This is a genomic window from Roseitalea porphyridii, from assembly GCF_004331955.1.
GTDB classification, from domain to species: Bacteria; Pseudomonadota; Alphaproteobacteria; order Rhizobiales; family Rhizobiaceae; genus Roseitalea; species Roseitalea porphyridii.
The window spans coordinates 3120824-3146233 of the sequence record NZ_CP036532.1; the positions used below are offsets into that span (position 1 = coordinate 3120824).

Genomic DNA, 25410 nt, shown 5'->3' on the forward strand with positions numbered 1-25410 from the left:
ATGGGCATGGCCGACGCGCTTGTCAAAACGAAAGGATGCGCGGCACAAAAAAAGCCATCATGCGGAGGTCACGCATGATGGCTTCAAGAGCGAAGTGGCAGCCCGGAGAGGGGGATTAGGCTGCCACTGGTCCGGATCGGCGGGGGACGGGCCTAAGCCGGACAACGGCGTTTTGCCGTTAATCGTAAATTAAGATGTCGTTTGCGGCGAAATATTGGCAGCCTGTTGCAAAAATCACGCAATCACACAAATGTCATAGTCCGTGTGCGGGCCCTGCCGACCGGCCTACGCGTGCTTTGCCATGCAGGTCATGGCCCTGCGCGGACATTACATGCTGACGCGCGAATTGACCTTTGCATGACGATTCGCTGTTGCGTCCGGGGCGGTCCGGGTCTCAAAGCGTTTCGGACGATTGTGCCGCCGGGGCGGCGGCCGAAGGGGGATCAACAATGTGCGGCATCGCCGGTTACATCACGGGCGCGTTCTCCACGGGGGCCGTGGACGCGCGGTTTCATACCGCGCTTGCCGAAGAACTGACCGCACTGGAGCCCGGCGAAGCGGCGATCGACGCTCTGGCGTCGGCCGTCGACGCGCTTGGCGAGCGATTCGACGCCATGATGGCGATCGGCTTCGTGCGCGCTGTCGCGCTCGACGAAACCCTCCGATCGACGCTGGCGACGATTGCCGACCAGCTTGACCGGCACGAGGCGGTGCTGACCGACCTGTCGCGGCGCGGACGCACCGACCTCGACCCGCTGATCGAGGCGTTGCGCGACATGGCATGGCAGGTGCGCGCCGAACTAATCGCCCACGCCGAAGCGGCACGGTCGCTCGTCGGCGAAGGGGCCGATCCGCGCGAGACGCACGCGCTGCACGTGGCGGTCGCGGCCGAATATGTGCTCAGGGCGATCGACCGGCTCGAGGTGCGCGGACGTGATTCGGCGGGCATCGCCATCCAGATCGACCTTCCGGCAGGTGCGGTCGACGACCTGCCGAGCGCGCTTGTGGACCAGCTTGCCGATCGATCGGCCGATCCGCATGCAGGGCATCGGGCGGTCTACATCACGCCCCGTGGCGCGGCGGGCACCACGGCAACCTTCAGCTACAAGACGGCCAATCTGGTCGGCCGGCTCGGCGACAACGGCGCCGCGCTCCGCCGCAGCATTCGCGATGACGATCTGCTCTGGGCCCTTGGCGGACGCGCCCGGCGCGCCTCGATCCTGTCACACACGCGCTGGGCGTCGCACGGGGTCATCTCGGTCGCCAACTGCCATCCGCACAACCCCTCGCTGACCGGCGACAACGCCGATGACACGGCCGCAAGCCTTGGCGCGATGTATGCGCTCAACGGCGACGTCGACAACCACGTCGAACTGATGACCGAACTGGTCACGAACCGGCAGAGCGCGGTCGATGCGGCGATCACCACCGACGCCAAGGTGATCCCGCTCGCCGACCGGCTCGGCGACGCGTCAGGCGGCGATCGTCTCGAACGGTTTCGCGGCGCGATCCGCCGGCTCGATGGATCGGTGGCGATCGGCTGCATCGATCCGGCGATGCCGGGCGAGGCGCTGCTCGCCCAGAAGGGCTCGGGCCAGGGGCTCTACGCCGCCAGGCTCGCCGACGGGTTCATGTTCGCCTCCGAAGTCTACGGGCTGTGCAACGCGGCGCGCGCGGCGGCCAACCTCGCCCGTTCCGTCGCCGGCGGCTCGGTCATCCATCTCGATGCCAATGCCGGCGCGGCGACGATGCGCACGGTCAATGACGGCACGGAGGCAAAGCTTCGGTTCGATCCGATCCAGATCTGGGCGCGGGACATCTATCGCGGCGAGTTCGACACCTATCTGGAAAAGGAAATCCATGACGGGCCGGCGAGCGTCGCCAAGACGCTGCGCGGCCGCTTCCGCCGGCAGAAGGGCCTTGTCGCTTTCGACGAACTGCCCAACGACATCTGGGCCAATCTGCGCGAGGCGCTGCGCGGGGGCCTGTCGCGGGTCTACGTGATCGGCCAGGGCACGGCCGGCGTTGCCGCGGTCGGCATCGGCCACCTCGTCGAGCGGGCCCTGTCGCGCGATGCGCGGCTGCGCATCCCCGTCGAGGCCGTGCGCTCGTCGGAACTGTCGGCCGACATCGACGCCTACGATTTCAACCATGCGCTCGTCATCGCGGTCTCGCAATCGGGCACAACCACCGACACCAACCGGGCCGTCGACCTCGCCCGCGAGCGCGGCGCGTTCGTGCACGCGATCGTCAATCGGCGCAGTTCCGATCTCGTCCGCAAGGCGCAATCCGTGCTCTATACGTCCGACGGGCGGGACGTGGAGATGTCGGTCGCCTCGACCAAGGCGTTCTACTCGCAGATCGCCGCCGGCAAGCTGACCGCGCTCTATCTGGCCGCGCAGCTGGGCGCGATGACCGATGTCGAGCTGGCCTACGAAATGGGCGAACTGGAAAAGCTGCCAGACCTGATCGCCGAGGTTCTGGCCGACGAGGCGCACATCGCCGCCTGCGCGCGCGACCTTGCCCCCTATTCGCGCTACTGGGCGGTGACAGGCTCGGGCGTCAACCACGTCGCCGCGCTCGAGATCCGCATCAAGCTGTCCGAACTGTGCTACAAGTCGATCCCGGTCGATTACACCGAAGACAAGAAGCACATCGACCTTTCGACCGAGCCGCTGACGCTGGTCGTCGCCAACGACCTGCCCGGCGACCTGGTCGGCGACGTCGTCAAGGAAGCGGCGATCTTCAAGGCGCACAATGGCCGACCCGTGGTGTTCGCGACGCGCGGCGCCGATGCCGACGCGTTTGCCGGCTATGCCGAACGAGTCATCGCCCTGCCCGCGGTCGGGGCCGACATCGCCTTCGTTCTGGCGACGGTGGCCGGCCATCTGTTCGGCTTCCACGCGGCGCGCGCCATCGACGAGGGCGCCCAGAAGCTCAAGCCGATCCTCGCCGATCTCGGCCTTGTCGCGCAGGGCGATCCGGCGGCCGATCCCGACGCCGTGGCGCAAGCGCTCGACCGGTTCGTCGACGAGGCGGCGCTGGGCGCGTTCAATTCCGGCCTTGGCGCGAGCCATCTGGCGCAGATCGCGCTTCTGGCCCGCAAGATCGGCGCGGGCAGCGACGCGCGCGCCATCGCCGAGACCGCGATCCCGATCCTTCAGGCGGCGTTTGAGGAAACCTCGCGCCCGGTCGACACGATCCGCCACCAGGCCAAGACCGTCACCGTGGGCACCAGCCGGCCCGAGGACGCGCTTTCCTCGACCATTCGCGACGCGCTCGCAAGTCTGGGCCTCGCCGACAGCCGCATGTCGTTCGACAACCGAAAGACGCTCGCGGCGGTCTCTCGCCTGATCGACTCCATCCGCTGGTCGGTCCTGCTCGACATGGACGAGGGCGAAGACGGCGTCACCGTGCGGCTTGCTGCCGGCGCGCAAACGCCCGATGCGCTGGCAGACTATGCCGCGCCGCGGCCGGCGATCGGCGTGATCGGCGCGGCGCTCGATGCGAACGCGCCCTCGTGCGGCTTCATCGGGCGCGAGGCGGTGATCGCCGTGCCGGTGACCGGCGCCTCCTTTGCGGCCGTCGAACAGGTCCTGTGCCTGTCGGTGTCGATGCTGGCGCACGCCTCACGGGAGCAGAAGACGGCGGTGATGAATGCGCTCGGCACCTATCGGGCGACGCTTCGCGACTGGGAACAGACGCTCGGCGCCGAAGCCGAGGCCGCCCTGCAACGCCGGATCGCCAGCGAGACGCCGCTGACGGTCGCGTTCCGTCCCGCCGCGCTGATCCCCGGCGAGAGCGAAGGCCGTCAGTCCGCCTGAAGCAGTTCGCCGAGCGCGCAGACGACATGGTAGAGCGTGCTGGCCGGCATGTCGGCGGCGCGCGGCGCACCGTCCGCGTCGATCTCGTCCATCCAGCCGCCCGCCACGGGCCTTGCCAGATAGTGATCGAACAGCACGTCGATCATCTGCGCGCGCAGCCCGGCGGCGCCGGCGACGCCACACTGCTCGAGCGCGATGGCGGCCTTGAGGGCCTCGGTCTGGGGCCAGCACCGCGCGCCCTCCGAAAGGCCCGTTCCGTCCGGCCGCATCGTGTTGGCGACCGCGCCGGTCGCCGGATGGTGGCCGAAGGCGCGCGCCGTTGCAAAAAGCGTGCGCGCCTGCGCCTCGAGATCCGCCCGCGGCCGCAGCCTTGCAAAGCGGATCAGCAGCCAGGCCCATTCGTAGAGATGGCCGGGTTCGACGAGGTCGTCTGCGTCCGCCCCGGTCAGCGGTGACCAGTCGTCCGCGAACGTCTCGCGCACCGTGCCGGTCGACGCGTCGAAAAAGTGGTTCTGGAACAGGTCGACGACCGCCTCGGCCCGATCGAGGAACGCGGTCTCGCCGGTCGCCTCGTGCCAGGCGAGCATCGCCTCGAGGAAATGCATGTGCGGATTGGCGCGCCGCGGCCGCGACCCGCGCGTGTCCTCGACAAACCCGCCATGGACGGGATCGGCGAGCGCGGCGTCCATGAAGGCGAGCGTCCGGTCGGCCCAGGCGCGGGCCCCGGAAAACCGGCCCGTCCGGTGCAGGAAGGCGAGCGCCAGCAGCACGAAGGCCTGATCGTAGGCGTCGCGCCGGTCGTCCCGGATCGTGCCGTCGGGATTGAAGCGGTGGATCCAGCCGCCTTCGGAATGCCAGCCGGACCGTGTCAGCGTGTCGAACAGCCCTTCGAGCAGCCCTTCGGGCGCACCGGTCCAGCCAAGCTCCATCGCCCTGGCGAAGCTGTAGATCTGACGCGGCAGCACGCGCAGCCGCCTGAAAGCGTAATCCCCGACCGTGCCATCGAGGGCTAGCAGCTCGTGCACGCCGCCGCACTCGGGGTCGAGACCGGTCGTGCTCCAGAGCGGCAGGCAGACCTCGAAAAGCCAGGCGGCGATCGCCTTTTTCGAACGGCCCTGCGGCGCGGTGGCGGCAAGGCCCGTCTTCCACTCGGTCGTCACCTGCTTGACGAGGTGCGTCGCATCGCGCCGCGTCACCAGCACCTTGCCGTCTTCGGCGACGACGACCAGATCGTCGACACCGGCGACGGCGACCACCGCGTCGGTTGCCCGCACCAGATTGCCATGCGCCTCGACCGCGATGGCCGGTCCGGTGACCGCGTTGCCGGCCTCGTCCTTGTCCGCATGGGCGTAGAGCTGCGCCCACGAGCCCAGATCGTCCCAGCCGAACGGCGCCGGCACCACGCCGATATTGTCGGCCTTCTCCATGATCGCGTAGTCGATGGAGACCTTGTCGGCTGCCGCGAAGCTTTCCGGGTCGAGCCACAGCCTGTTGCCCTCGACGCGCGCGCCGGAGGCGGCAAGCGAAGCCTGCCGCCATATCTGCGGTTGTCGTGCGCGGAACTCGCCGGCCATGCGCCCGGCGCGAAACAGGAACATGCCCGCGTTCCAGAGGAAGTCGCCGCTTTGAAGATAGGCCCGCGCGGTGTCCGCGTCGGGCTTTTCGCGGAACCGGCGGACGGCGAACCCCTCCCCCGCCGGCGCGCCCTTTTCGATGTAGCCGTACTGCGTTTCGGGCCGGTCGGGCGCGATGCCGATCGTCACGATCGCATCGCTGCCCGCGGCCATGCGCGCGGCACGCGCGACGGTGCCCCGGAATGCCTCATCATCATCGATCAATGCGTCGGACGGAACGACCAGGAGCAAAGGCTCAGGCATCTGATCGGCATGCAGGGCGGTGACGGCGGCGATGGCGGCGGCGGTGTCGCGAATGGCCGGTTCGAGCACCAGCCGATAGCGCGAGACCGCGCCGAGATGACGTTCGAGCAGTTCGACCTGGGCCGCACTGCCGATGACGACCGGCGGGTCGAGCACGATGTCTTCGAGGCGCCCCTCGGGCAGGCGTGCGAGCGTGCCGGCGAGAAGGCTCCGGCTGCCGGTCAGGGCGTGAAACTGCTTTGGCCTGTCGTCCCGCGACATCGGCCACAGCCGCGAGCCGGCCCCGCCGCACAGGATGACGGGCACGACATGAAGCGCGTCGTCGCTCTGTCCCATGTCGCCTCCCTGACTGTCGGCCGCACGCGCCATTGCGGTACCCGCGCGCCGGCGTGCTGGCAAGACGGCGATGCGGACCCTCGTCCGGCCGCCAAAGAAAACGGCCCGTCCGTTGCCGGGCGGGCCGTGATCGGATTTTGGCGAGCGACGCCTTAGCCGGAGATCTCGTCGGAGATTTCCTGGAACTGGGTGTTCAGCGTCTCGCCCAGCGTGGTGGCGCCGGCGATGATGGCGACGGCGATGAGCGCGGCGATCAGGCCATATTCGATGGCGGTGGCGCCCGACTCGTCTTTCAGAAAACGTGCAAACATTGGTGAGCTCCTTACTCGATATCAAACAGCACTGCTGTCGGGATTCTTCGCGTGCCCCGATCAGTGACGCCAAACTACAGGCCGCCCATTGCCAGCCGCTTAAGGATTACGGTTTCACAATCGTAAACCCGATCATGGTGAAGGAGCGGTTCACGGGACGCGGAAGGAGATGGGCAAGGCATATCACCCGCTGACGGCGATTGCGCCGCTTGGCCACTCGAGCGCGGCGCAGCAAAGACATATCCCAGAGCCCCTGAACGCAAAGAACTGCCGTCGCGGGACAGTTCAGGAAAAATGCACCGGAGATGCCCACATCGTTGCTTCCCGGGCGCCTGCAGCCACCGAAAGCCACAGTTGCTGTCGATTGCTGTTTGATCCTGCCTCCGCTTCATCTTCTGGCCGAAGGGGCCGGTCGGGTTCGTGTTCTGATGAAAGGGCACTCCCACCGTTGGCCCAAGACGGCCTTCGAGTCACGCGCCGGCAAGGCGTGGCACGACTGGTGGTCAACGCCACAGGTGGCAATGTCCGGTTACGTGATCTGCCTTTCCGATTTGACGCGGACTACTGAAGATTGACGTACATCCCGCCATCGACGATCACGCTGGCGCCGGTGACGTACCGGGCCATGTCGGAAGCAAGGAACGCGACCACATCGCCGACGTCCTCGGGCTCGCCATAGCGCCCAAGGGGGATGCGCTTGCGGAAGTAGGCATCCTTGTCCGGATCGGACAGGCTTTCGCGGTTCATGTCGGTGAGGATCGCGCCCGGCATCACCGAGTTGCAACGTATACCGTGCGGTCCCAGCGCGATCGCAACCGACTGCATCAGCGAATGCACACCGGCCTTCGTCGGCGTGTAGTGCGACTGGAACTCGCCGCCGACCAGTGCCGAGATCGACGAGGTCGCGACGATCGCGCCACCATGGCCCTGCTCGACCATCCGGTTGGCAACGGCCTGGCTGACCAGGAAGGCGCCTTCCATGTTGACGCCGAATACCTTGCGCATGAGATCGACCGGCATGTCGAGAAAGCCGTGGAACGGGCAGATGCCCGCATTGGCGGCAAGGATGTCGACCTTGCCGAAACGCTCGACCGCCGCATCGACCAGAGCCGGGCCGGTCGCCGGATCGGCCACATCCCCTTCAAGAGCGATCGCCGAGCGGCCCAGACGCTCGATCTCGGCGACAACCGCCTGCGCCGCGCCGTCCCTTCCATAGCCGGTGTCTGTTTTGCCCCAATAGTTGATCACCACATCGGCGCCCTGACGGGCCAGCGAGACCGCGATGCCGGCCCCGATGCCGCGCGACCCGCCCGTGACGATGGCGCATTTGTTCTCAAGAAGCATTCTTCTCACCTCCGTTTATGGTTCGATCGGGCAGGATGTCGTCGCGGATGCAGGCCTTGTAATGACCCGGGCCGACTTCCCGGAGCGCCGGCACGGTTCGGGCGCACTCGGGCAGCGCATACCGGCAGCGCGTGCGCAGCACGCAGCCGCTCGGCGGATCGATCGGGCTCGGTACGTCGCCCTCGAGCACGATGCGGTCACGTTTCGCGTCGGGGTCGGGAACGGGTGCGGCGGACAAAAGCGCCTCGGTATAGGGATGCTGCGGCGACGAATAGAGGCGCCGCCGCGGCGCGATTTCCATGATCCGGCCCAGATACATGACGATCACGCGGTCGCAGAAATGTTCAACGACGGCCAGATCGTGCGCGATGAACAGGATCGTCAGGCCAAGCCGTTCCTTCAGGTCCTGAAGCAGGTTCAGCACCTGGGCCTGAACGGACACGTCCAGCGCGGAGACCGGTTCGTCGGCGACGATCAAGGACGGCGAGACCGCGAGCGCTCTGGCGATGCCGACCCGCTGGCGCTGACCGCCGGAGAATTCGTGCGGATAGCGCCCCGCCGCATCGGACGGCAGACCGACCAGATCGAGCAGTTCGGCGACCCGTTCGGCGCGTTCGCGGGCAGTGCCGATACGATGGATCTCCATGCCTTCGGCGATCAGCGCGCCGATCCTGGCGCGTGGGTTGAGGCTGGCGAACGGGTCCTGAAAGACCATCTGGATGCGGCGCCTGAACGCCAGCATCTCGCGCGCGCCCTTGTGGGCGATGTCGGTTCCGTCGAACAGGATCTGCCCTTCGGTCGGCTCGGTCAGGCGCATGATGGTGCGACCGACGGTCGTCTTGCCCGAACCGGACTCGCCCACCAGGCCGACGACCTCCCCCGGAGCGATCGAAAAGCTGACCTTCTCGACGGCGTGCACCTGCCGGACCGGTCGGCCGAAACCGGACTTGACCGGGAAGCGCTTGGTCAGCTCACGCACCTCCAGCAGCGGCTTGGCGGTATCGCCCTGCGACTTGCTCATTGCGCGCGCACCTCCCGCCAGCGAAGGCATCGGGCGCGGTGAGATTCGCCCACCTCGGCCAATGCGACCGTTTCCTCGCGGCACGCAGGCTGAACCAGAGGACAGCGCGGCGCGAAACGGCATCCGGCCGGCACCGAAAGAGGATCGGGGGGCGCGCCGCCGATCGTCTTGAGCCGGCCGTTCGCGGCGCCGCTGACGGGCGAGCCGGGGATCGATTGCTGAAGCCCCAGCGTGTAGGGATGGGCCGGCCGCGCGAATATCTCGCGCACCGGCGCTTCCTCGACGATCTGCCCGGCATACATCACCGCCACGCGGTCGGCGATTTCCGCGACGACGCCCAGATCGTGCGTGATGAACAGAACCGACATGCCGATCTCGTCCTGCAGCGACTTGATAAGCTCGAGGATCTGCGCCTGCACGGTCACATCGAGCGCCGTTGTCGGCTCGTCGGCGATCAGCAATGCCGGCTTGCATGACAGGGCGATGGCGATCATTACGCGCTGGCGCATGCCGCCCGACATCTGGTGCGGATAGTCGTCTGCTCGGGATTGCGGATCGGGAATCCCGACAAGACGCAGCATCTCGATCGCCCGGGCACGCGCCTGACGACGCGTCAGGCCCTGATGAAGACGCACCGCCTCGCCGATCTGGTCGCCGACGGTCCAGACCGGATCGAGGCTGGTCATCGGCTCCTGAAACACCATTGCGATGTCGTTGCCCCGAATGGCGCGCATGCGCCGGTCGCTGAGCGACTGCAGTTCGACCCGGCTTCCGTCCCCGCGTCGCAGGCGGATCGTGCCGCCGTCGATCTGCCCGCCGCCGCGTTCGACCAGACGCATGATCGACAGGCTGGTCACCGACTTGCCCGAACCGGATTCGCCGACGACGCCGAGGGTCTCGCCCGGTGCGAGCGTGAAGGAGACGTCGTCGACGCTTCGTACGCGGCCGCGCGGCGTCGAAAAGGAGGTCCTGAGGCCGGCGACCTCGAGCAGCGGTCCGTTCATGGTCAACTCCGCCGCACGCGCGGATCGACATAGCCGTAGGCGATGTCGACCAAAAGGTTGACGCCGATATAGATGAAGGCGCTGAGCATGATGAAGGCCTGAACCACCGCATAGTCCTGGCGAAGGATCCCGTCGATCACGAGCGTTCCGACGCCGGGCCAGACGAAGATGCGTTCGACCAGCACGCTGCCGCCCAGAAGCTGGGCGAGGATCAACCCACCGGCGGTCAATGTGGGCAGGAACGCGTTGGGCAGAATGTGCCGGAAGTGGACCGAAAGGGGCGCGACACCCTTGCTGTGCAGAACCGTCACGAAAGGCTCGTGCGTCACATCGAGCAGATTGGCGCGCAACAGCCTGATCAGAAATCCCATCGGCGCGAGCGCAAGAGCGAAGGCAGGAAGCGCCAGGTGACGCAGCGCCGTCCAGAAGCCGCCCACGTCGCCGGCAAGCAGATAGTCGAGCGTGTAGAACCCGGTGACAGCCTCCAGTGGCGCAGGGCCCCGCCCGACCGGGCCCGGAAACCAGCCGAGCTGCTCGAAAAAAAGCATCAGGAACAACAGCGATACCCAGAATGGCGGAATGCCGATGTTCACAAACGCGAAGATGCGCAGGAACCGGTCGAGCCAGCGCGAGCGCGTGAAGCTGACCAGAACCGTCATCAGCACGGCCCCGACGAACGCGAACAGGAAGGCGTACAGGGCCAGTTCGGCGCTGGCCGGAAAGCGCTCGGCGATGAGTGAGTAGACCGGCTGGCCGGTGCTGTAGGAAAAGCCCCAGTCGCCGGAAAGAAATCCGACGAGGTAGTCGGCATATTGGGCATAGATCGGCTTGTCGAGGCCGAGCGCACGTTCGACCTCGGCGATCACATCGTCGGATGCGAAGGGCCCCGCGATCAGTCGCGCGGGATTGGTCGGCACGGCGCGCAGGATGATGAAGGCGACGAGCGAAGCGCCCACGACGGTCAGCGCGGCCGAAGCGATGCGTTCTGAAAGAAAACGAACCATGCTCAGCCCGCCCCGACCGTCGACTTGGGGTCATAGATGTCGCGCAGCCGGTCGGCGATGAGATTGGCCGACACGGCGAGAAGGAAGATGCCAAGACCGGGGAAGAAGCCAAGCCACCATTGACCGGTGAGCGCGAAGGCAAGGCCTTCGGTGATCATCGTGCCCCATTCGGGCACGGGCGGTTGGACGCCCAGCCCCACAAATCCCAGCGCGGCCAGCGTCAGGATCGAAAAGCTGAACACGGACGATGCCTGGATCAGGATCGTCGAGGTCGTCTGGGGCAGGATGTGCCGGCGGATCAGACGGAAGCTGGAAGCACCCAGCGCGCGCGCGGAATCGACATACATCAGCGTGCGGATGCGCAGCACCTCGCTGCGCAGCAGTCGGAAATACCAGGGGATCGAGGCCAGCACCACGCCGATCACGGCCGAGGTGATCCCCGGGCCCAGGCCGATCGCCACGGCCATGGCGAAGATCAGCGGCGGAAAGGCAAGGATCGCATCCATGATCCGCGAGACGAGCATGTCGAAGAGCCCGCCCCAAAGCCCTGCAAGAAGCCCCAGAAAGCCGCCGATGAGCGTTCCGAGAACGGTCACGGCCAACGCGACCAGCATGGAAACCTGCGCGCCGCGGATGAAGCGGGCGAGCACGTCGCGGCCGACATCGTCGGTCCCCATGGGATGGTCAAGGCTGGGCGGTGCGAGCGAATCGAGCACATCGACCTGCAAGGGGTCGACCGGCCAGAGCAGCCAGCCGAACGCCGCCATGGCGGCGATCAGCGTGAACACCCCCACGCCGACGAACAGTTCGGTGTCCCGGGAAATGATCGTAAGCGCCTGTCTCACGGCGTCCGGCCTGTCGGGTGGATGCGATCTGTCATCGAGAACAAGCGCGGGTCAGTCGAATGCATGGGGATAGTGGGTGCGGGCGAACACGTCGGAAATGTAGCCATCGTCAAGATCGGTGCGAACGCGCTCGGCGGGGCGTTCGGACGGGGCGCCGTAGCCACCGCCACCGCCGGTCATCAACCTGACGACGCCATCCTTTGGCACCAGGAACCGTGTTGCCTTGGCGACGCGATGTTCGGTTCCGTCCGGCATGACGACGATGGCATTGTTGGGACGCCCTTCCCGGCCACCCTCGAGCCCCCAGGGTGCGTTCTTGCTGCGCTCGAATATCGAGGTGATGTATGTATCTTCGAGCATTCGGAACTCGAAATCGATCCCGGCACCGCCACGATGCCGTCCCGCGCCGCCCGAATCGGTGGCAAGGGCCATGCGCTCGACGAGCCAGGGGTTACGCTGTTCCCAGACCTCGACGGGCGTGAACCGCGTGGCCGACTCCGAGATGTGCAGCATGGTGCCGCCGTCGCCGTCGTGCCAGGCCCCCTGCCCCATCGGGTGCGGCGCGCCATCGGCCCACGCTTCGCCGGTTGCCGCGCGCGTGCCCCACCAGACGACCGAGCCGATACAGCCGCCGCTTTGTGCGGGCACTGCTTCGGGCAGCGCCTTGGCGATCGCGTTGTAGATCACCTCGATCGCCTGCAGCGCCGGCCAGGCGTAAAGGAAGCTCGGCGCCGGCGGCAGCGGGTCGAACATCGACCCGGGCCGCGTGACGACCTCGATGGGACGGAAATGGCCTTCATGGGGCGCTTCGCCGTAACCGGCCAGCATGGTGATCGCCACGCGGCTCGCCGAGATCGTCGAGGGCAATGGCGAGTTGACCGGCCCCTCGCGCGCCTCGGGCGCGGCCGAAAAGTCGATCCGGACATCGGACCCGGAGATTTCGAGCGCGACCTCGAACGGAATCGACGCATCGGAAATGCCGTCATCATCCATCTCTCCATGGCCGACATAACGGCCGTCGGGAATCTTGTCGAAATAGCTGCGCACGATGGCTTCGCCGTGGTCGAACATGTTCTCGACCGCGGCGCGACAGGTCTCGAGACCGAACCGCTCGACCACCTCTTTGAAACCGCGCGCGCCGACGCGGCAGCCAGTCACCTGCGCGTCGAGATCTCCGCGCACCATGTCGGGCACGCGCGAATTGGCGAGCACCATGCGGAAGATGTCATCGTTGAGTTCGCCGCGCTTGTAGATCTTCACGCCCGGAAAGATCGTGCCTTCCTGGAAGACGTCGGTCGTGTCGGTGCAGTAGGGGTCCTTGGCCGCGATATCCAGCCAATGGCCCTTGATCGCGGTATAGCCGATCAGTTCGTCATCATCATGGAAGACGGGCATGATGATCGCGACATCCTGCGGATGCGACCCCGTCCCGAACGGCCAGTTGTAGATGAGCGCATCGCCCGGTTCGAGCGCCTCCGGCCCACCGGCGTTGCGGACCGCTTCGGCAATGCAGAAATTGAGCGTTCCCATGAACAAGGGCAGGCTCGGCGCCTGGGCCAGCAGCCGCACCTTGTCGTCATAGATGGCGACCGCGAAGTCGAGCACCTCGTAGATGATCGGCGAGAACGCGGTACGCACCAGCGCCCGCTTCATCTGGTTGGCGGCCGAATTGAGCGCGTGTCGCACGACTTCGGTCGTGATCGGGTCAACATCGCCGACAGCGCCCTTGTCGAAGCGGCCTGCCTTGTGAACGACGGGTTCCTTAAGGGTCATGAGCTCAATCCCGTTCGAGAATCATTTCGCCGATGGCGCCGATGCGGGCGGTCCAGTCAGCGTCCAGATAGGTCGTCGTCGTCGCCTCTATGATGATCGCCGGCCCCGCGACCGGTTCGACGATGGCCTCGCGCTCGACGATACGGAACGGAACGCGTCGTTGACGGGCGAACGAATAGGCCGACAGGGGTTCGCGTTCGGTGCCGGGCATCGCGTCCGGCTTTTCGCCGATGTCGCGTCGCGGCAATGGCAGCGTCTTGCTGGCGCGCACCGAGACAAGTTCGACGGTCTCGTTCATGGTCTTGCCGAAGGTCTGGATATAGTCGTCGATGAACCGGTCGCGGATGGCCTCGACCGGTTCGGCGATCGCCGTTCCGGCGATCCCCACCTCGACGGTCAGCCAGTGCTCCTGTCCCTTGTAGCGCAGATCGAGGCGCACCGACCGAACCGCATCAGCCGCCTGGCCGGCGCCGCGGGCCTCGATCGTTTCGAACAGCTCGCCGATGACCGCGTCGATTGCCGGCAGGCTGGCCGGCACGAAATCCATGATCCGCGTCAGCGCGGCTGATTGCACCATGTCCGCGCCCAGCAGGCCCCAAGCGGAGAAATTGCCAGCGAACGGCGGCACCACGATACGACGCATGGCCAGTTCGTCGGCCAGAAGGCACGCCATGAGCGGACCCGCTCCGCCGAAGGGCAGCAGGGTCATGCCGCGCGGGTCGAGGCCCTGATCGACCGAGATCTCGCGGATGGCGTTGGCCATGGCCGCGCTCGATATGCGCATGATGCCCGATGCGGTATGCTCGACATCCTTGCCGATCGCCTCGGCGACGGGCGCAATCGCCGCTTCCGCCTTGCCCAGATCGAGATGGATGCCCGACGCCAGATCGCCGGGTCCGAGCATGCCCAGATATGCGGCCGCGTCCGTCGTGGTCGGTTCGACGCCACCCTTGCCATAGGCCGCCGGTCCGGGACTTGCGCCCGCGCTTTTCGGACCGACCCGCATCAGCTTGCCGGCATCGACATGGGCAATCGAGCCACCGCCCGAGCCGATGGACCGCACGTCGACCCAGGACGTCTGTATCGGCATGTTGTCGATTATGCCTTCATAGAGCACCTGCGGCTGGCCGTGGAGGATCAGCGCGGTGTCGAAGCTCGTGCCGCCCACATCGGCGGTAATCAACGTGTCGATATCGAGCGCCTTGGCGATCTCGCCGGCGCCCTGGGCTCCGCCCACCGGGCCGGACATGATCGTCTCGAAGGGTCGGTCCTCGGCTTCCGCAAAGCTCATCGAGCCGCTTCCCGACCGGGTGATCAGGCACGTCCCGGCAAAGCCGAGCGCCTGCAGCCGGCCTTCGAGGCGACGCAGATAGCTCGACATGCGGGCTCGGACGAACGCATCGATGGCCGTGGTGCTGGTTCGCTCATATTCGCGGTATTCCCGCGAGATCCGGTGCGACAGCGAGATGCCGCCCGCAAAGCCGGCCCCGCGCATCAGGCGCTCGACTTCCAGTTCGTGGGCAGGATTGGCGTAGGCGTTGATCAGACTGACCGCCACGCTGTCGACGCCCTCATTCATGAACGTCCGTGCGGCGGCCTCGACCGAGCGGGGATCGACAGGCGTCCGCTCGCTGCCATCGGCCATGATCCGGCCGCCAACCTCGAGCCGAAGCCGGCGCGGCACGAGCGGTTGTGTCTGGCGCCAGAACAGATTGTACATCTCGGCCCGGTCGCCGCGCCGGATCTCCAGGACATCTCGGAAGCCCTCTGTCGCGATCAGCCCGATCTTGGCGCCGCGCCGCTCCAGCAGGGCATTGAGCCCGACCGTGGTCCCGTGCAGGAAGAAGCGCGCATCAGCGATCACCGACCGGGGCACATGCCGCGTGATCGCATCGATGACGCCTTCTTCGGGCGCATGCGGCACGGTGGGCACCTTTCCGACGAAGGATCGACCCTGCGCTTCATCGAAATAGACAAGATCGGTGAAGGTACCGCCGATATCGACCCCGATGCGGGTTGCCATGGTCTGCCTTTCGCTTGGTCTTGTTCGTGGCTTGCCGGGCGCGCGACGCCGCCCGGCGGGAGGGAAGGCGCGGACGGCAGGGAGGAGCCGCCCGCGCCGACGTCGGGCCTCAGTTGGCGGCCCAGTCGCGGAACTCGGGGATGGGCCCGTAGGTGTAGGAGGTCACGGCGTCGCTCAGCACGATCACCGGCTGGTCCTCGAAGAAGAGGATCTTCGGATAGGCCGCGCGCCAGAGCTGGACCGCCTCGTCCATGATGCGCTGGCGTTCATCGGGATCGGTGGTGCGTCGCAGTTCGGCCGTCAGCTCGTCGACTTCGGGGATGCACACCTCGGTCAGATTGTGCACGACGTCGCACAGAACGTCATAGCCCCACAGATAACCCACCTCGAACACGCCGGGGCCGTTCAGGCGCATCAGCGACTGCACCTTGTGGCCCTGCGAGAGCTCTTGGAATTCAGCTGCGGGAGCGACCTTGATGGACAGGTTGATGCCGATCTCGCGCCAGGTGCTCTGCAGGATCGTCGCAAGCTGCTGCTGGGTCGGGTCACCTTCCTGGATCATAACCTCGACATCGACGGGAAGGTCCAGGCCGCTTTCCTCCATCAGCGCCTTGGCGCGCTCGAGGTCGAACGGCACGGGCTGGCTGATCTCGGCGTTGAAGCCGGGCAGGCTCGGCATGATCGGGCCGTAGTAGAGGGTGCCATAGCCGAACGCCACGCGATCGAGGATGTCCTGATAGGGCACGGCGTGATGCACCGCTTCGCGGACCTTGACGTTGGTCCAGGGCTCCTTGGAGTTGGGCAGGATCATCTGCTGCGCGAAGGGCGCACTGAAGGGCAGGACGCGAATGCCTTCGCTGTCTTCGAGCGTCCGCGCCGCGCGCTTTGAAAGGCCCATCGTGATGTCGGCCTGCGCGGTCCGCGCCTGGAGCAGAAGCGTTGGCGCCGCGCTGATCCAGTTGACGCGAATTCGGTCCGAGGCAGGCGCCTCGCCGCCATAGGCCTCGTTCACCACAAGATCGGCGCTCTGGTTGGGCGTATAGGCTTCCAGCTTGAACGGACCCGAGGCCGTAACGTTGGAAGACATGAACTCGTTGGGCTGGCCGGCCGCGACCCCGCCATTGGCCTCGACGACGGCCGGATCGACGATCGAACTGGCCGGGGTCGCCCAGACGATCGGCATGCTGGCGTTGGGTTTGTTCAGCGTGATGACGACCGTGTAGTCGTCCGGCGTCTCGATGGACTCGATGATGACGGGATCGAGGAAGCCGTCCGTGATGAAGTAGGCGCCGCAACCGCCCATCGTCAGGACGCGCTCGAAGGAGTACTTGAAGGCGGCCGCGTCGACCGGCGCGCCGCTTTCGAATTCAAAGCCTTCCTTGAGCGCGAGCGTGTAGACCAGCCCGTCCTCGCTCACCTCGTACGTGTCGACCAGATAGGGCTCCACGGTGCCGTAGTCGATCTCGTTGACGCCGTGGCGCCCTTCGCTGACGGCATAACGGAACGGTCGAACATAGAAGTTCTGGATGTAGGCGATCTCCTCGATGCCGCATGCCCACGCGGGATCGAGCGTGCTGGGCGCAACGGCAGCATTGACCAGCAGGGCATCGTCCTGGGCGAGCGCCCCCGGAACCGAACCAGCAAACATGCAAGCGGCGAGCAACCCTCCGACAAACGGGTGCCGGCTCATTTCAAGCGATCTCATGGGATCCTCCTCCTTCAATCGACGCCTCGGCGCTGGCTGCGCCACGGTGGTGCAACCGACCGATCTCCCTCCCCGTACCACTGCAAACATGGACGAGAGGAAATTTATTTTCTTATAGTGCATGGTCTTAGCGGACTGTCAATCCCGCAAAGCCGACGTTTCGATGGAAAACGAACATGCCCCGCTAATGCTCGGCAAAAGGCCTTTCCAACCGATTGTATCTTCGGCATTTCCTCGGCAAAGCGGCGATACTGATTTGTGCGCGAACGTAGGCGACAGTCGTATCCCGGGTTGACAATTGTTTCGTATAGGAATTTATCTCGCTCCATAAGAAAGAGGCGCGCAGGGCCCATGGAAGACGGGATCGAGATGCAGCAAGCGCACACCGGTGCACGAACCGGCGACCGGATCGCGTTCGACCCGCTGGTCGAACTTCTCACTGCGATCCTCGTCAGGCACGGCGCCAACCGTCATGTTGCGGGGATCATCGCGCGCAACTGCGCGATGTGCGAGCGCGACGGATGTACAAGTCACGGCATCTTCCGGATGGCCGGGTACGTGTCCTCGCTCGATTGCGGATGGGTGGACGGCACCGCCGTCCCCGTCATCGAGGACGCGGCGCCGGCCTACTGCCGCGTCGATGCAAAAAACGGCTTCGCGCAGCCGGCGCTGGAACTGGCCCGTAAAACCGCCGTCGAAAAGGCGCGCCATACCGGCCTCGCCGCCATCGCCATCCGCGGCTCGCACCATCTCAGCGCCCTGTGGCCCGATGTCGAACCGTTCGCAGGGGACGGGCTTATCGCGTTCAGCGTCGTCAACAGCTTTCGCTGCACGGTGCCGCACGGTGGCGACAGCCCGCTGTTCGGCACCAACCCGGTCGCCTTCGCCGTGCCCCGTCAGGGCGAAGAGCCGTTGGTCTTCGACATGGCGACGAGCGCGATCCCCAATGGCGACGTCCAGATTGCCGCAAGAGCCGGTCAGCAACTGCCGGGCGGCGTCGCTGTCGATGCGAACGGCGCGCCGACCACGGACCCCGACGCGGTGCTGAACGGCGGCGCCCTGCTCACGTTTGGCGGACACAAGGGCTCGGCCCTGTCGATGATGGTCGAACTGCTCGCGGCCGGCCTGACCGGCGGGCACTTCTCTCACGAATTCGACTGGTCCGGCCATGACGGCGCGCAGACGCCGCACACCGGCCAGTTCGTGCTCCTGATAGACCCGCAGCATGCAGGCGGGCGGCCGTTCGGCGACAGGGTCGAGACGTTGATCAAGGATATGCGGTTCGCAGGCGTGCAGCGGCTTCCGGCCGATCGGCGCTACCGCAATCGGCGACGCGCCGAGCAGCAAGGCATACACATCGGCGTGGAAGAACGCGCCAGACTCGACGCGCTTCTGGAAGGCTGAAGACGAGATGAAAACCACAGCGCCCCTGCATCGAAACAGGATTCGACTTCCATGACAGAGCAAAGCCGGGCACGTTCGATCGAACAGACCAGCGACGAGAAGCACCCGCTGCGAAACCTCGTCGATCGACACAATGGAGACACAGTGCCCGTCAATCGCTCCCTCACGCTCTCGACGACGGTGCGCCAGTTGCGTCTGGCCGCGGGACTGACACTGAATCAGCTCGCCAAGCGCAGCGCGTTGGCGCCCTCGACCCTGTCGAAGATCGAGAACGGTCAGATGTCGCCGACCTACGATTCGATCGTCAGCCTTGCCTCCGGCCTCGGCGTCGATGTCGGCGAGTTGTTCGAGGGCAAGTCCGTGCCGGCGATCAGCGGCAGGCGGGCGATCACGCGGCGCGGCGAAGGCATCAAGCACAGCACCGGCCACTACGATTACGAGATGCTGTGTACGGACCTTGCAAACAAGAAATTTGTCCCGTTGCTCAGCGAGATCAAGGCGAATTCCACTCAATCGTTCAGCGCGATGATCAGCCACGCGGGCGAGGAGTTCTTCTACGTTCTGTCCGGCGAGGTGACGCTGCATACCGAGCATTATGCCCCTGCTCGCCTGGGCCCTGGCGACAGTTGCTATTTCGACAGCACGATGGGTCACGCGCTGGTGTCGACCGGCGATGAACCCGCGACGGTCCTGTGGATCTGCTCGCAGGTTTCCGGCGCGCTGGCCGAGTGAGACCCGACCCGGACCGAACTGATGTCCCCAACACGAACGGAGGCCACCATGAGGCGCATGCTCGTATTCTTCTCGCTCAAGCCGGAAACAGATCCGAAAGCCTACGAGGAATGGGCGCGCACGGTCGACATTCCCGAGGTCAATGCCTTCGACAGCGTGGCCTCGTTCACGGTCCACCGCTGTGCATCCACCGTCGGCGACAAGCCGTCCCCGCATGATTATGTCGAGATCCTGGACGTCTCCGACCCCCAGGCATTCGACGAGGATCTTGTCAGCGACACGATGAAGGCGCTCGCAAGGGACTTCGCGCAATATGCAGAGCCGCCGGCGTTTGTCTGGACCGAACCGCTCTGAACGGCGGATATGCGCGTATCCTTGCTGCGGCGGGAAAGGCTCATCGGCGCAAAAAAGATTTCAGGCTGATCGCCGGATCCGCCAGTTGCGCAGGATCGATCCTGATGTCGTGCTCGATCAGCCGTTCGCCCAGCTTGACGTCCCGCGCGACCGAGTTTCCTTCGCCGACGCCGCTGACAGATATCAGCGCTCCATGCTCATCGTACTGGAACAGCAGCACACCACTCGCCCCTGTCGGACGGCGCGTGTACGGCAGGTTCGTCCGGCACAGACCTGCCACCTGAAGTCCGAGTTCATACTGGTCCGACCAGAACCAGGGAACACTATCGTATGGGCGGAGATCGCCGAGCATGGCGCGCGCCGCCTGCGTTCCCTGGTTCTGCGCCGCCCGCCAGCTTTCAAGCCGCACCATTGCCCCACGCCATGGAAAGACGCAGCAATCGCCGGCGGCAAAGACATTCCGGACAGACGTCCTGAAGTGCGCGTCGACGACGATGCCGTTGCCGACATCGAGCCCGGCCGCTTCGGCCAGATCGGTGATCGGCACGGCACCGATGGCGCAGACGACCATGTCAAAGGTCTGGACCGCGCCATCACCGGTTCGGATTTCCTGCACCGATGCGCCGGTCACATCAGCGTTCTTGACGATCTTCACGCCCGCCTCGATGTGGCGCGCTTCCAACAGGGCGGCGATCGGCTCCGGCACCGCCCGACCCATCAGCACAGCGCCGGCCTCGTAGACCGTCACCTCGGCGCCAAGGCCTCTCGCCGTGGCGGCCAGCTCCATCCCCAGAACGCCGCCACCGACGATGCCCAGGCGCGCGCCCGGCACGATCGCATTGGCGATCCTGCTTGCATCGTCGAGGGTCCGCAGCGTCAGGGCGCTTTCGAAACCAGGCGGAGTTCGCGCCCGTGCGCCGATCGCAAGCAGCAACCGATCGTACCGCACCACGTTGGCATCATCGAAGCGCACCAGCTTTTCCGTCGGATCGAACGCGACGGCTCGCGCCCCGAGCATCAGCTCGATACCGGCGTCGGAAAACGTTTCGGGCGGGGTGATCGGCTTGTGCTCGGGCGGAAACGTCTTGGACAGGGGCGGCCGTTCGTATGGCGCGTGCCGCTCCTCACCGAACAGGCGAATCCGCCCCGCAAAACTGGTCTCGCGCAGCGCCAAGGCGGCGCGCACCCCGCACTCGCCCGCGCCAATGATGACGAAGGTTTGCATTTCAGTCGGCGCGGTTGGCTTTGATGGCGTCACTCTCTGCTTCCGGGCTACGACGATCGCGTCCAACTACCGCTTGCGCAGGAAGCCGCCATCGACGATCAGTTCCGTGCCCGTGACGAAGCTTGCGTCGTGCGACAAAAGGAACATGATCGCTTCGGCGATTTCAGCGGGACGCGCCATGCGGCCGAGCAGGTGCGCCTTTCCGGCCGACGCGCGAATCGCTTCGCCGTCGGGCAGTTCGGCCAGGGCGCGGTCGGTGAACGCCGTGTCGACCCAGCCCGGACTGACCGCGTTGACGCGCACGCCCCGTTCGGCGAATTCACCGCTTGCGGCCCGCATCAGCCCAAGAACAGCGCCCTTGGAAGTGTGGTAGGCGACATAACCATCAGTGCCCACATGGGCGGAAACCGACCCGGTCAGAACGATCGCCCCGCCTTCGACGAGGTGCGGCGAAGCATGCTTCATCGAAAGCATCGTGCCGCGCACATTGACGGCCATGACCCGTCGCCAGGTCTCCCACGCCAGGTCCTCGACGCGGCCGCGTGCGTTCATGCCGGCAATGCAGACCAGCCCGGTAAGCGGGCCGATGGCCTCGAAGGCGCGCGCGATCGCTCCCTCGTCTGACAGGTCAAGCGCGTGGCTGAAATCGGCTTCCGCAACCGGGTTCAGATCGAGCGCGGCGGCGCGCAGGCCCGCCGCCTGAACGCACCGAACGGTGGCAAGGCCAATGCCGCCCGCCGCCCCGGTAATCGCGATGGTGCCCTTGTCGGCCATGTCAGTGCTTCCGCATGAAACCGCCATCGACGAACAGCGTCTGGCCGGTGACGAACGAGGCCTTGTCTGAAGCGAGCCAGCGAACCGCCCGCGCCACTTCATCCGGCTCGGCCATACGGCCAAGAAGGTGGGCGGTACGGGCCGCGGCATGAAGCGCGTCCGGATCGTCGGTCTCGGCGAGCGCCTTGTCGGTGAAGCCGGCATTGACCCAGCCGGGTGCGACGGCGTTGACCCTGATTCCCCGTCTCGCGACCTCCTGGGCGAGCGCGACGGTGAAGCTCTCCACTGCCGCCTTGGTCGTCACATACGCCGGGTAGTCGACCGTGGCGACATGTCCGGAAACCGAGGCCATGTTGATGATCGCCTTGCCTGTTCCCTGCTCAAGCAAGGGCAGGCCGAATTTGGCGGTCAGGAACATGCTGCCAACATTGACTTCCATCATGCGATCCCAGTCGGCGGCCGCCATCTCGGCGATTGGCGATTGGTGGTTTATGCCGGCGATGTTGATCAGCGCATCGATGACGCCGAAACGGTCGACGATCGCCGCAAAGGCCGTCTCGACCGAACCGGGATCGGCGAGATCACAGGCAAGCCCCATACCCGCTGCGCCGGCCGGTGGCTGCGCCCCGCCGCGATCGATCAGCGCCAGTTCGAACCCGGCTTCGGCCATAATGCGCGCCGTTGCCGTGCCGATTCCGCCGGCCGCCCCGGTGATGACGGCGACCGGCACGTCAGCGCACCCTTGCGCCCGAGAATCTGTGCGCGACCATGGTCAGGATGATCACGAGGCCGAACAGGAAATCCGTCCAAAAGCCGGCAAAGCCGGCGCCGACCGCGCCCGAGGGGATCAGCGTCACGGTGAGCGCGCCGAAGAAGGCGCCGAAGATCGTGCCGACACCGCCCCATGTCGGCGTGCCGCCAACGAACAGCGCCGCAAGGGCGATCAGCAGATAGGCTTTGCCCGATGTCGGAAACCAGACCATGTTGGCCATCTGCACGAGCACCGCGCCGGTGATCGCCGCTGCGATCCCGGAGAAGATGAAAACGCCGACACGGATCCGTTCGACGTTGATGCCCATCTGACGGGCACTTTCGGAATTGTCGCCGACGAGCTGCACCCGCACCCCGAACCGGTGATATTTGAACAGGACGTAGCAGAAGACCGTCCAGACCAGCGCCCATACGAAGTGGTTGGGAATCTGCAGACCGGTGCCGAACAGTTCCCATTTGCCGACCAGCAACTGGTTGCCGAACGTGCCGACGGCATCGGGAGCGGAAATCGTGCGCCCCTGGGCCAGAAGGTTGACCAAGCCGAGAATGAAGAAGTTCAGGCCCAGCGTCGCCACGAGCGAGGAGATCTTGCCGTAGACGACGATGGCGCCGATGCCGAGCCCGATCAGCGCGCCAAAGCCGAGCGTGACGAAAAAGGCTGCCAGCACCGGCACGTCGAGAACGACGAGATACATGAAGACACCGCCGGCCGCACCGACGACCGAGGGAAAGGCAAGATCAAGTTCCCCCGATACGATGACGAACACCAGCGAAGTCGTCAGGAAGATCGTTGCCGGAACGGTGAACAGGAACGCGTTGTAATAGACCGGATTGAGGAACAGCACCGGGTTGTTGACGGCGAAAACGGCCCAGACGAGCAGCAGCGCCAGAAAGGCGTTCAGGGCGCGGCCATTGCGCCGGTAAAACCGAAACCAGGACGACTGCTCCTGTCGCCTGTCCACTGCGCTCACGATGGCCTCGACGGGCTTGGCGGCGGCGGGCGTAGCATCGCTCATCAATGTTCTCCTTAGGCCGCATCCACGAGTTTGCTCGTGTCGGCTTTGCCGGTCTCGGCGAGCTGGTGCATCATCTCGATGAGGTGATCGGCGCCGGTGAAGGCCGCCTTCTCGCCCTCGAAGGCCTCGCGACCGCGGTCGATGACGAAGAAGCGGTCGGCGATCTCCCAGACATGGTAGATGTTGTGGCCGATGAAGACGACGGTCCGCCCCGACGCTTTCACCGCCTCGACGAAACGGAACACCTTCTGCGTTTCTGTCAGCGAAAGCGCCGTGGTCGGCTCGTCCAGAACGATCACGTCGGCCTGGTTGTAGAGCGCGCGGGCGATGGCGACGCCCTGGCGCTCGCCGCCCGACAGGTGGCCGACCGTGCTTTCGGGGTTGAAGACCTTGGAGGTGAAGCCGATCTCGCGCATCAGGCGGTTGGCCTCGTCGATCTGTCGCTGCACACGGATCAGGCCGACCGCGTTGGTGATCTCCCGGCCCATGAAGACGTTGGTGACGATGGAGTGCTGCGGCGCCAGCGCGCGATCCTGAAACACCGTCTCGATGCCCGCGTCGCGCGCCGCAAGCGGCGTCCACGGCTTGCGCGCCACGCCCTTGACGATGATCTCGCCCTCGTCGGGATCGTGCACGCCGGCGAGCGTTTTGACCAGGGTCGACTTGCCCGCCCCATTGTCGCCGAGAAGCCCCAGGACCTCGCCCTTGCGGACCGTCATCGACACGCCCGACAGCGCTTCCACATTGCCGAACCGCTTGACGATGTTGCGCAGTTCGATGATCGGCGCGTCATGTCCGCTCATGATGCAATCCTCGTTTTCCGACGCGATGAGAAGGGACGGGCCCGTGGGCCCGCCCCGTCCGGGAGGTGTCAGCGAATGCCCTGTTCGGCGAGCGGAGCAACGTCCTGATAGTTGTCCACAGTGACGAAACCGGCACCGGTGTCGACGTTGAGCGGGCCGAGCTTGTAGACCAGTTGCTGGCACAGCGACAAAACCGGCATGTAACCCTGCAGATACGGCTGCTGGTCAGACGTGACCAGCACGTACCCGCCATCGAACGCGCGCATGACGCCCTGCCCGAGATCGAAGCCGACGCCGATGATCTCGTCGGGCGCCTTGCCGACTGCTTCCATGAAGACCGGCGCCGCCGAGAGCCAGGGGCCGCCCGGATAGCCGATCAACTTGACTTCCGGGTTCGACAGCAGGGTCGATGTCAGCGTGGGCAATTGCAGCATCTGGTCGGCTGAGGCGCCCTCGGCCTCCTGCAGCTTGATCACCTCGATGCCGGCATCCTCGAGCGCGTCGACAAGGCCGAGTTCGCGCTGTGCCCGGTTCTCGCTCTCCCAGCGGCTCATCACGATCGCCTTGTCGCCCGGACCGATCCTGTCGCCGGCGAGGCGAAGCGTCTCGGCACCGAGTGCCTGACCCTGATTGTAGAGCGTGGCCCCGACATAGCCCGAGCCGAACCGCTCCCGGATCCGGGGCACGTCGACGTTCATGTACATCATGGGGATGCCGGCCTCGTCGGCCTGCTCGGCAAGCGGCATCAAGGCGTCATCGCCCGGATGGCCCATCATCGCGATCCCGTCTGGCGCCTGGCTGATCGCCTCGCGAAGCTGCTGCACCATGCGGTCGAAGTCCCAGTCCGAATAGACGATCTGAACCTCGGCGCCGGTATCCTCGGCGGCCTGCATGGCGCCGCGGTCGATGATCGAGTTGAAGGCACCGCCGGCCGGCCCGCCCGAGAAAAGCCGGATCGTCTGGCCCGAGCACCATTTGTCCCCATCCTGGGCCGCTGCCGGCGCCGCCGCCAGGGCAAGCGCCGACACGGCCGCGCACATCATCCCCACGGCCCGGGCCTTTGCGAACAGTCGCATGGATTTCCTCCCTCTGTCTCGACGCCCGTCTGATCGGGCATTTTCCAAAAACGTTTTTGGATCATCGGCATGATTTTCAGATTTTGCTGATCCGTCAACCCGATTTTTTCGAGAAACGCGAATTTTCGCCCTCAATTCGCTCTTGTGCCTTGACGAAGCTACAAAAACGATTTTGATTTCTGCCCGGA

The 25410-nt window shown here is 65.7% G+C and carries 20 protein-coding genes; 4 read left to right on the forward strand and 16 right to left on the reverse strand.

Annotation, left to right across the window (positions count from 1 at the left end; genetic code table 11):
- Window positions 1–449: 449 nt before the first annotated feature.
- A complete protein-coding gene (locus E0E05_RS15235; protein WP_131617486.1) occupies window positions 450–3824 on the forward strand; it encodes an SIS domain-containing protein in 3375 nt (1124 codons plus the stop codon).
- Here the strand turns inward: E0E05_RS15235 and E0E05_RS15240 are convergent.
- From E0E05_RS15240 to E0E05_RS15285, 10 genes are all read right to left on the reverse strand, one after another.
- Window positions 3812–6037: an AGE family epimerase/isomerase gene (locus tag E0E05_RS15240; protein ID WP_131617487.1), complete on the reverse strand. Its 2226-nt coding sequence runs from the start codon at window positions 6035–6037 to the stop codon at window positions 3812–3814. The genes E0E05_RS15235 and E0E05_RS15240 overlap by 13 nt on opposite strands.
- 152 nt (window positions 6038–6189) lie before the next feature.
- The gene (locus E0E05_RS15245; RefSeq protein WP_131615421.1) at window positions 6190–6348 is read right to left on the reverse strand and encodes a Flp family type IVb pilin; all 159 of its coding nucleotides are present in this window, start codon (window positions 6346–6348) and stop codon (window positions 6190–6192) included.
- A gap of 561 nt (window positions 6349–6909) precedes the next feature.
- Complete coding sequence (gene lra1, locus E0E05_RS15250; protein ID WP_131617488.1) at window positions 6910–7692, reverse strand: L-rhamnose 1-dehydrogenase Lra1; 783 nt, start codon at window positions 7690–7692, stop codon at window positions 6910–6912.
- Window positions 7682–8713 carry an ABC transporter ATP-binding protein gene (locus tag E0E05_RS15255; RefSeq protein WP_131617489.1) on the reverse strand — a complete coding sequence of 344 codons (1032 nt, stop codon included), beginning with the start codon at window positions 8711–8713 and terminating at the stop codon, window positions 7682–7684. The genes lra1 and E0E05_RS15255 overlap by 11 nt, the downstream gene beginning before the upstream one ends.
- Window positions 8710–9717, reverse strand: a complete 1008-nt coding sequence (locus E0E05_RS15260) for an ABC transporter ATP-binding protein (protein ID WP_131617490.1) — start codon at window positions 9715–9717, stop codon at window positions 8710–8712. The genes E0E05_RS15255 and E0E05_RS15260 overlap by 4 nt, the downstream gene beginning before the upstream one ends.
- A gap of 2 nt (window positions 9718–9719) precedes the next feature.
- Window positions 9720–10721: an ABC transporter permease gene (locus tag E0E05_RS15265; protein ID WP_131617491.1), complete on the reverse strand. Its 1002-nt coding sequence runs from the start codon at window positions 10719–10721 to the stop codon at window positions 9720–9722.
- Window positions 10722–10723: 2 nt separating this feature from the next.
- Window positions 10724–11566, reverse strand: coding sequence for an ABC transporter permease (locus E0E05_RS15270; RefSeq protein ID WP_131617492.1), 843 nt, complete (start codon window positions 11564–11566; stop codon window positions 10724–10726).
- A gap of 51 nt (window positions 11567–11617) precedes the next feature.
- Window positions 11618–13339 carry a hydantoinase B/oxoprolinase family protein gene (locus E0E05_RS15275; RefSeq protein ID WP_131617493.1) on the reverse strand — a complete coding sequence of 574 codons (1722 nt, stop codon included), beginning with the start codon at window positions 13337–13339 and terminating at the stop codon, window positions 11618–11620.
- A 4-nt stretch (window positions 13340–13343) separates the two neighbouring features.
- On the reverse strand, window positions 13344–15362 hold the full coding sequence (locus E0E05_RS15280) for a hydantoinase/oxoprolinase family protein (RefSeq protein WP_131617494.1): 2019 nt from the start codon (window positions 15360–15362) through the stop codon (window positions 13344–13346).
- 109 nt (window positions 15363–15471) lie between these two features.
- The gene (locus E0E05_RS15285; RefSeq protein ID WP_244597767.1) at window positions 15472–17067 is read right to left on the reverse strand and encodes an ABC transporter substrate-binding protein; all 1596 of its coding nucleotides are present in this window, start codon (window positions 17065–17067) and stop codon (window positions 15472–15474) included.
- Between the two features lie 351 nt (window positions 17068–17418).
- Between E0E05_RS15285 and E0E05_RS15290 the strand changes: the two genes are divergently transcribed.
- The 3 genes from E0E05_RS15290 (at window position 17419) to E0E05_RS15300 (ending at window position 19557) form a co-directional block, all read left to right on the forward strand.
- The gene (locus E0E05_RS15290) at window positions 17419–18471 is read left to right on the forward strand and encodes an Ldh family oxidoreductase (protein ID WP_244597768.1); all 1053 of its coding nucleotides are present in this window, start codon (window positions 17419–17421) and stop codon (window positions 18469–18471) included.
- Window positions 18472–18615: 144 nt separating this feature from the next.
- Window positions 18616–19203 (forward strand): helix-turn-helix domain-containing protein, encoded by a 588-nt coding sequence (locus tag E0E05_RS15295; protein ID WP_244597770.1) that lies wholly within the window; start codon window positions 18616–18618, stop codon window positions 19201–19203.
- A gap of 48 nt (window positions 19204–19251) precedes the next feature.
- Window positions 19252–19557: an REDY-like protein HapK gene (locus E0E05_RS15300; RefSeq protein WP_158629388.1), complete on the forward strand. Its 306-nt coding sequence runs from the start codon at window positions 19252–19254 to the stop codon at window positions 19555–19557.
- Between the two features lie 40 nt (window positions 19558–19597).
- On the opposite strand, the gene E0E05_RS15305 is transcribed toward E0E05_RS15300, so the two are convergent.
- The 6 genes from E0E05_RS15305 to E0E05_RS15330 form a co-directional block, all read right to left on the reverse strand.
- Entirely contained in the window at window positions 19598–20848 is a 1251-nt protein-coding gene (locus tag E0E05_RS15305) for an NAD(P)/FAD-dependent oxidoreductase (RefSeq protein ID WP_244597772.1), read from the reverse strand.
- Entirely contained in the window at window positions 20849–21556 is a 708-nt protein-coding gene (locus tag E0E05_RS15310) for an SDR family NAD(P)-dependent oxidoreductase (protein WP_158629389.1), read from the reverse strand.
- A 1-nt stretch (window position 21557) separates the two neighbouring features.
- The gene (locus E0E05_RS15315) at window positions 21558–22286 is read right to left on the reverse strand and encodes an SDR family NAD(P)-dependent oxidoreductase (RefSeq protein WP_131617498.1); all 729 of its coding nucleotides are present in this window, start codon (window positions 22284–22286) and stop codon (window positions 21558–21560) included.
- Between the two features lies 1 nt (window position 22287).
- A complete protein-coding gene (locus E0E05_RS15320; RefSeq protein WP_131617499.1) occupies window positions 22288–23343 on the reverse strand; it encodes an ABC transporter permease in 1056 nt (351 codons plus the stop codon).
- A gap of 11 nt (window positions 23344–23354) precedes the next feature.
- The gene (locus tag E0E05_RS15325) at window positions 23355–24146 is read right to left on the reverse strand and encodes an ATP-binding cassette domain-containing protein (RefSeq protein ID WP_131617500.1); all 792 of its coding nucleotides are present in this window, start codon (window positions 24144–24146) and stop codon (window positions 23355–23357) included.
- Between the two features lie 68 nt (window positions 24147–24214).
- A complete protein-coding gene (locus tag E0E05_RS15330; RefSeq protein ID WP_131617501.1) occupies window positions 24215–25222 on the reverse strand; it encodes a substrate-binding domain-containing protein in 1008 nt (335 codons plus the stop codon).
- Window positions 25223–25410: the final 188 nt, after the last annotated feature.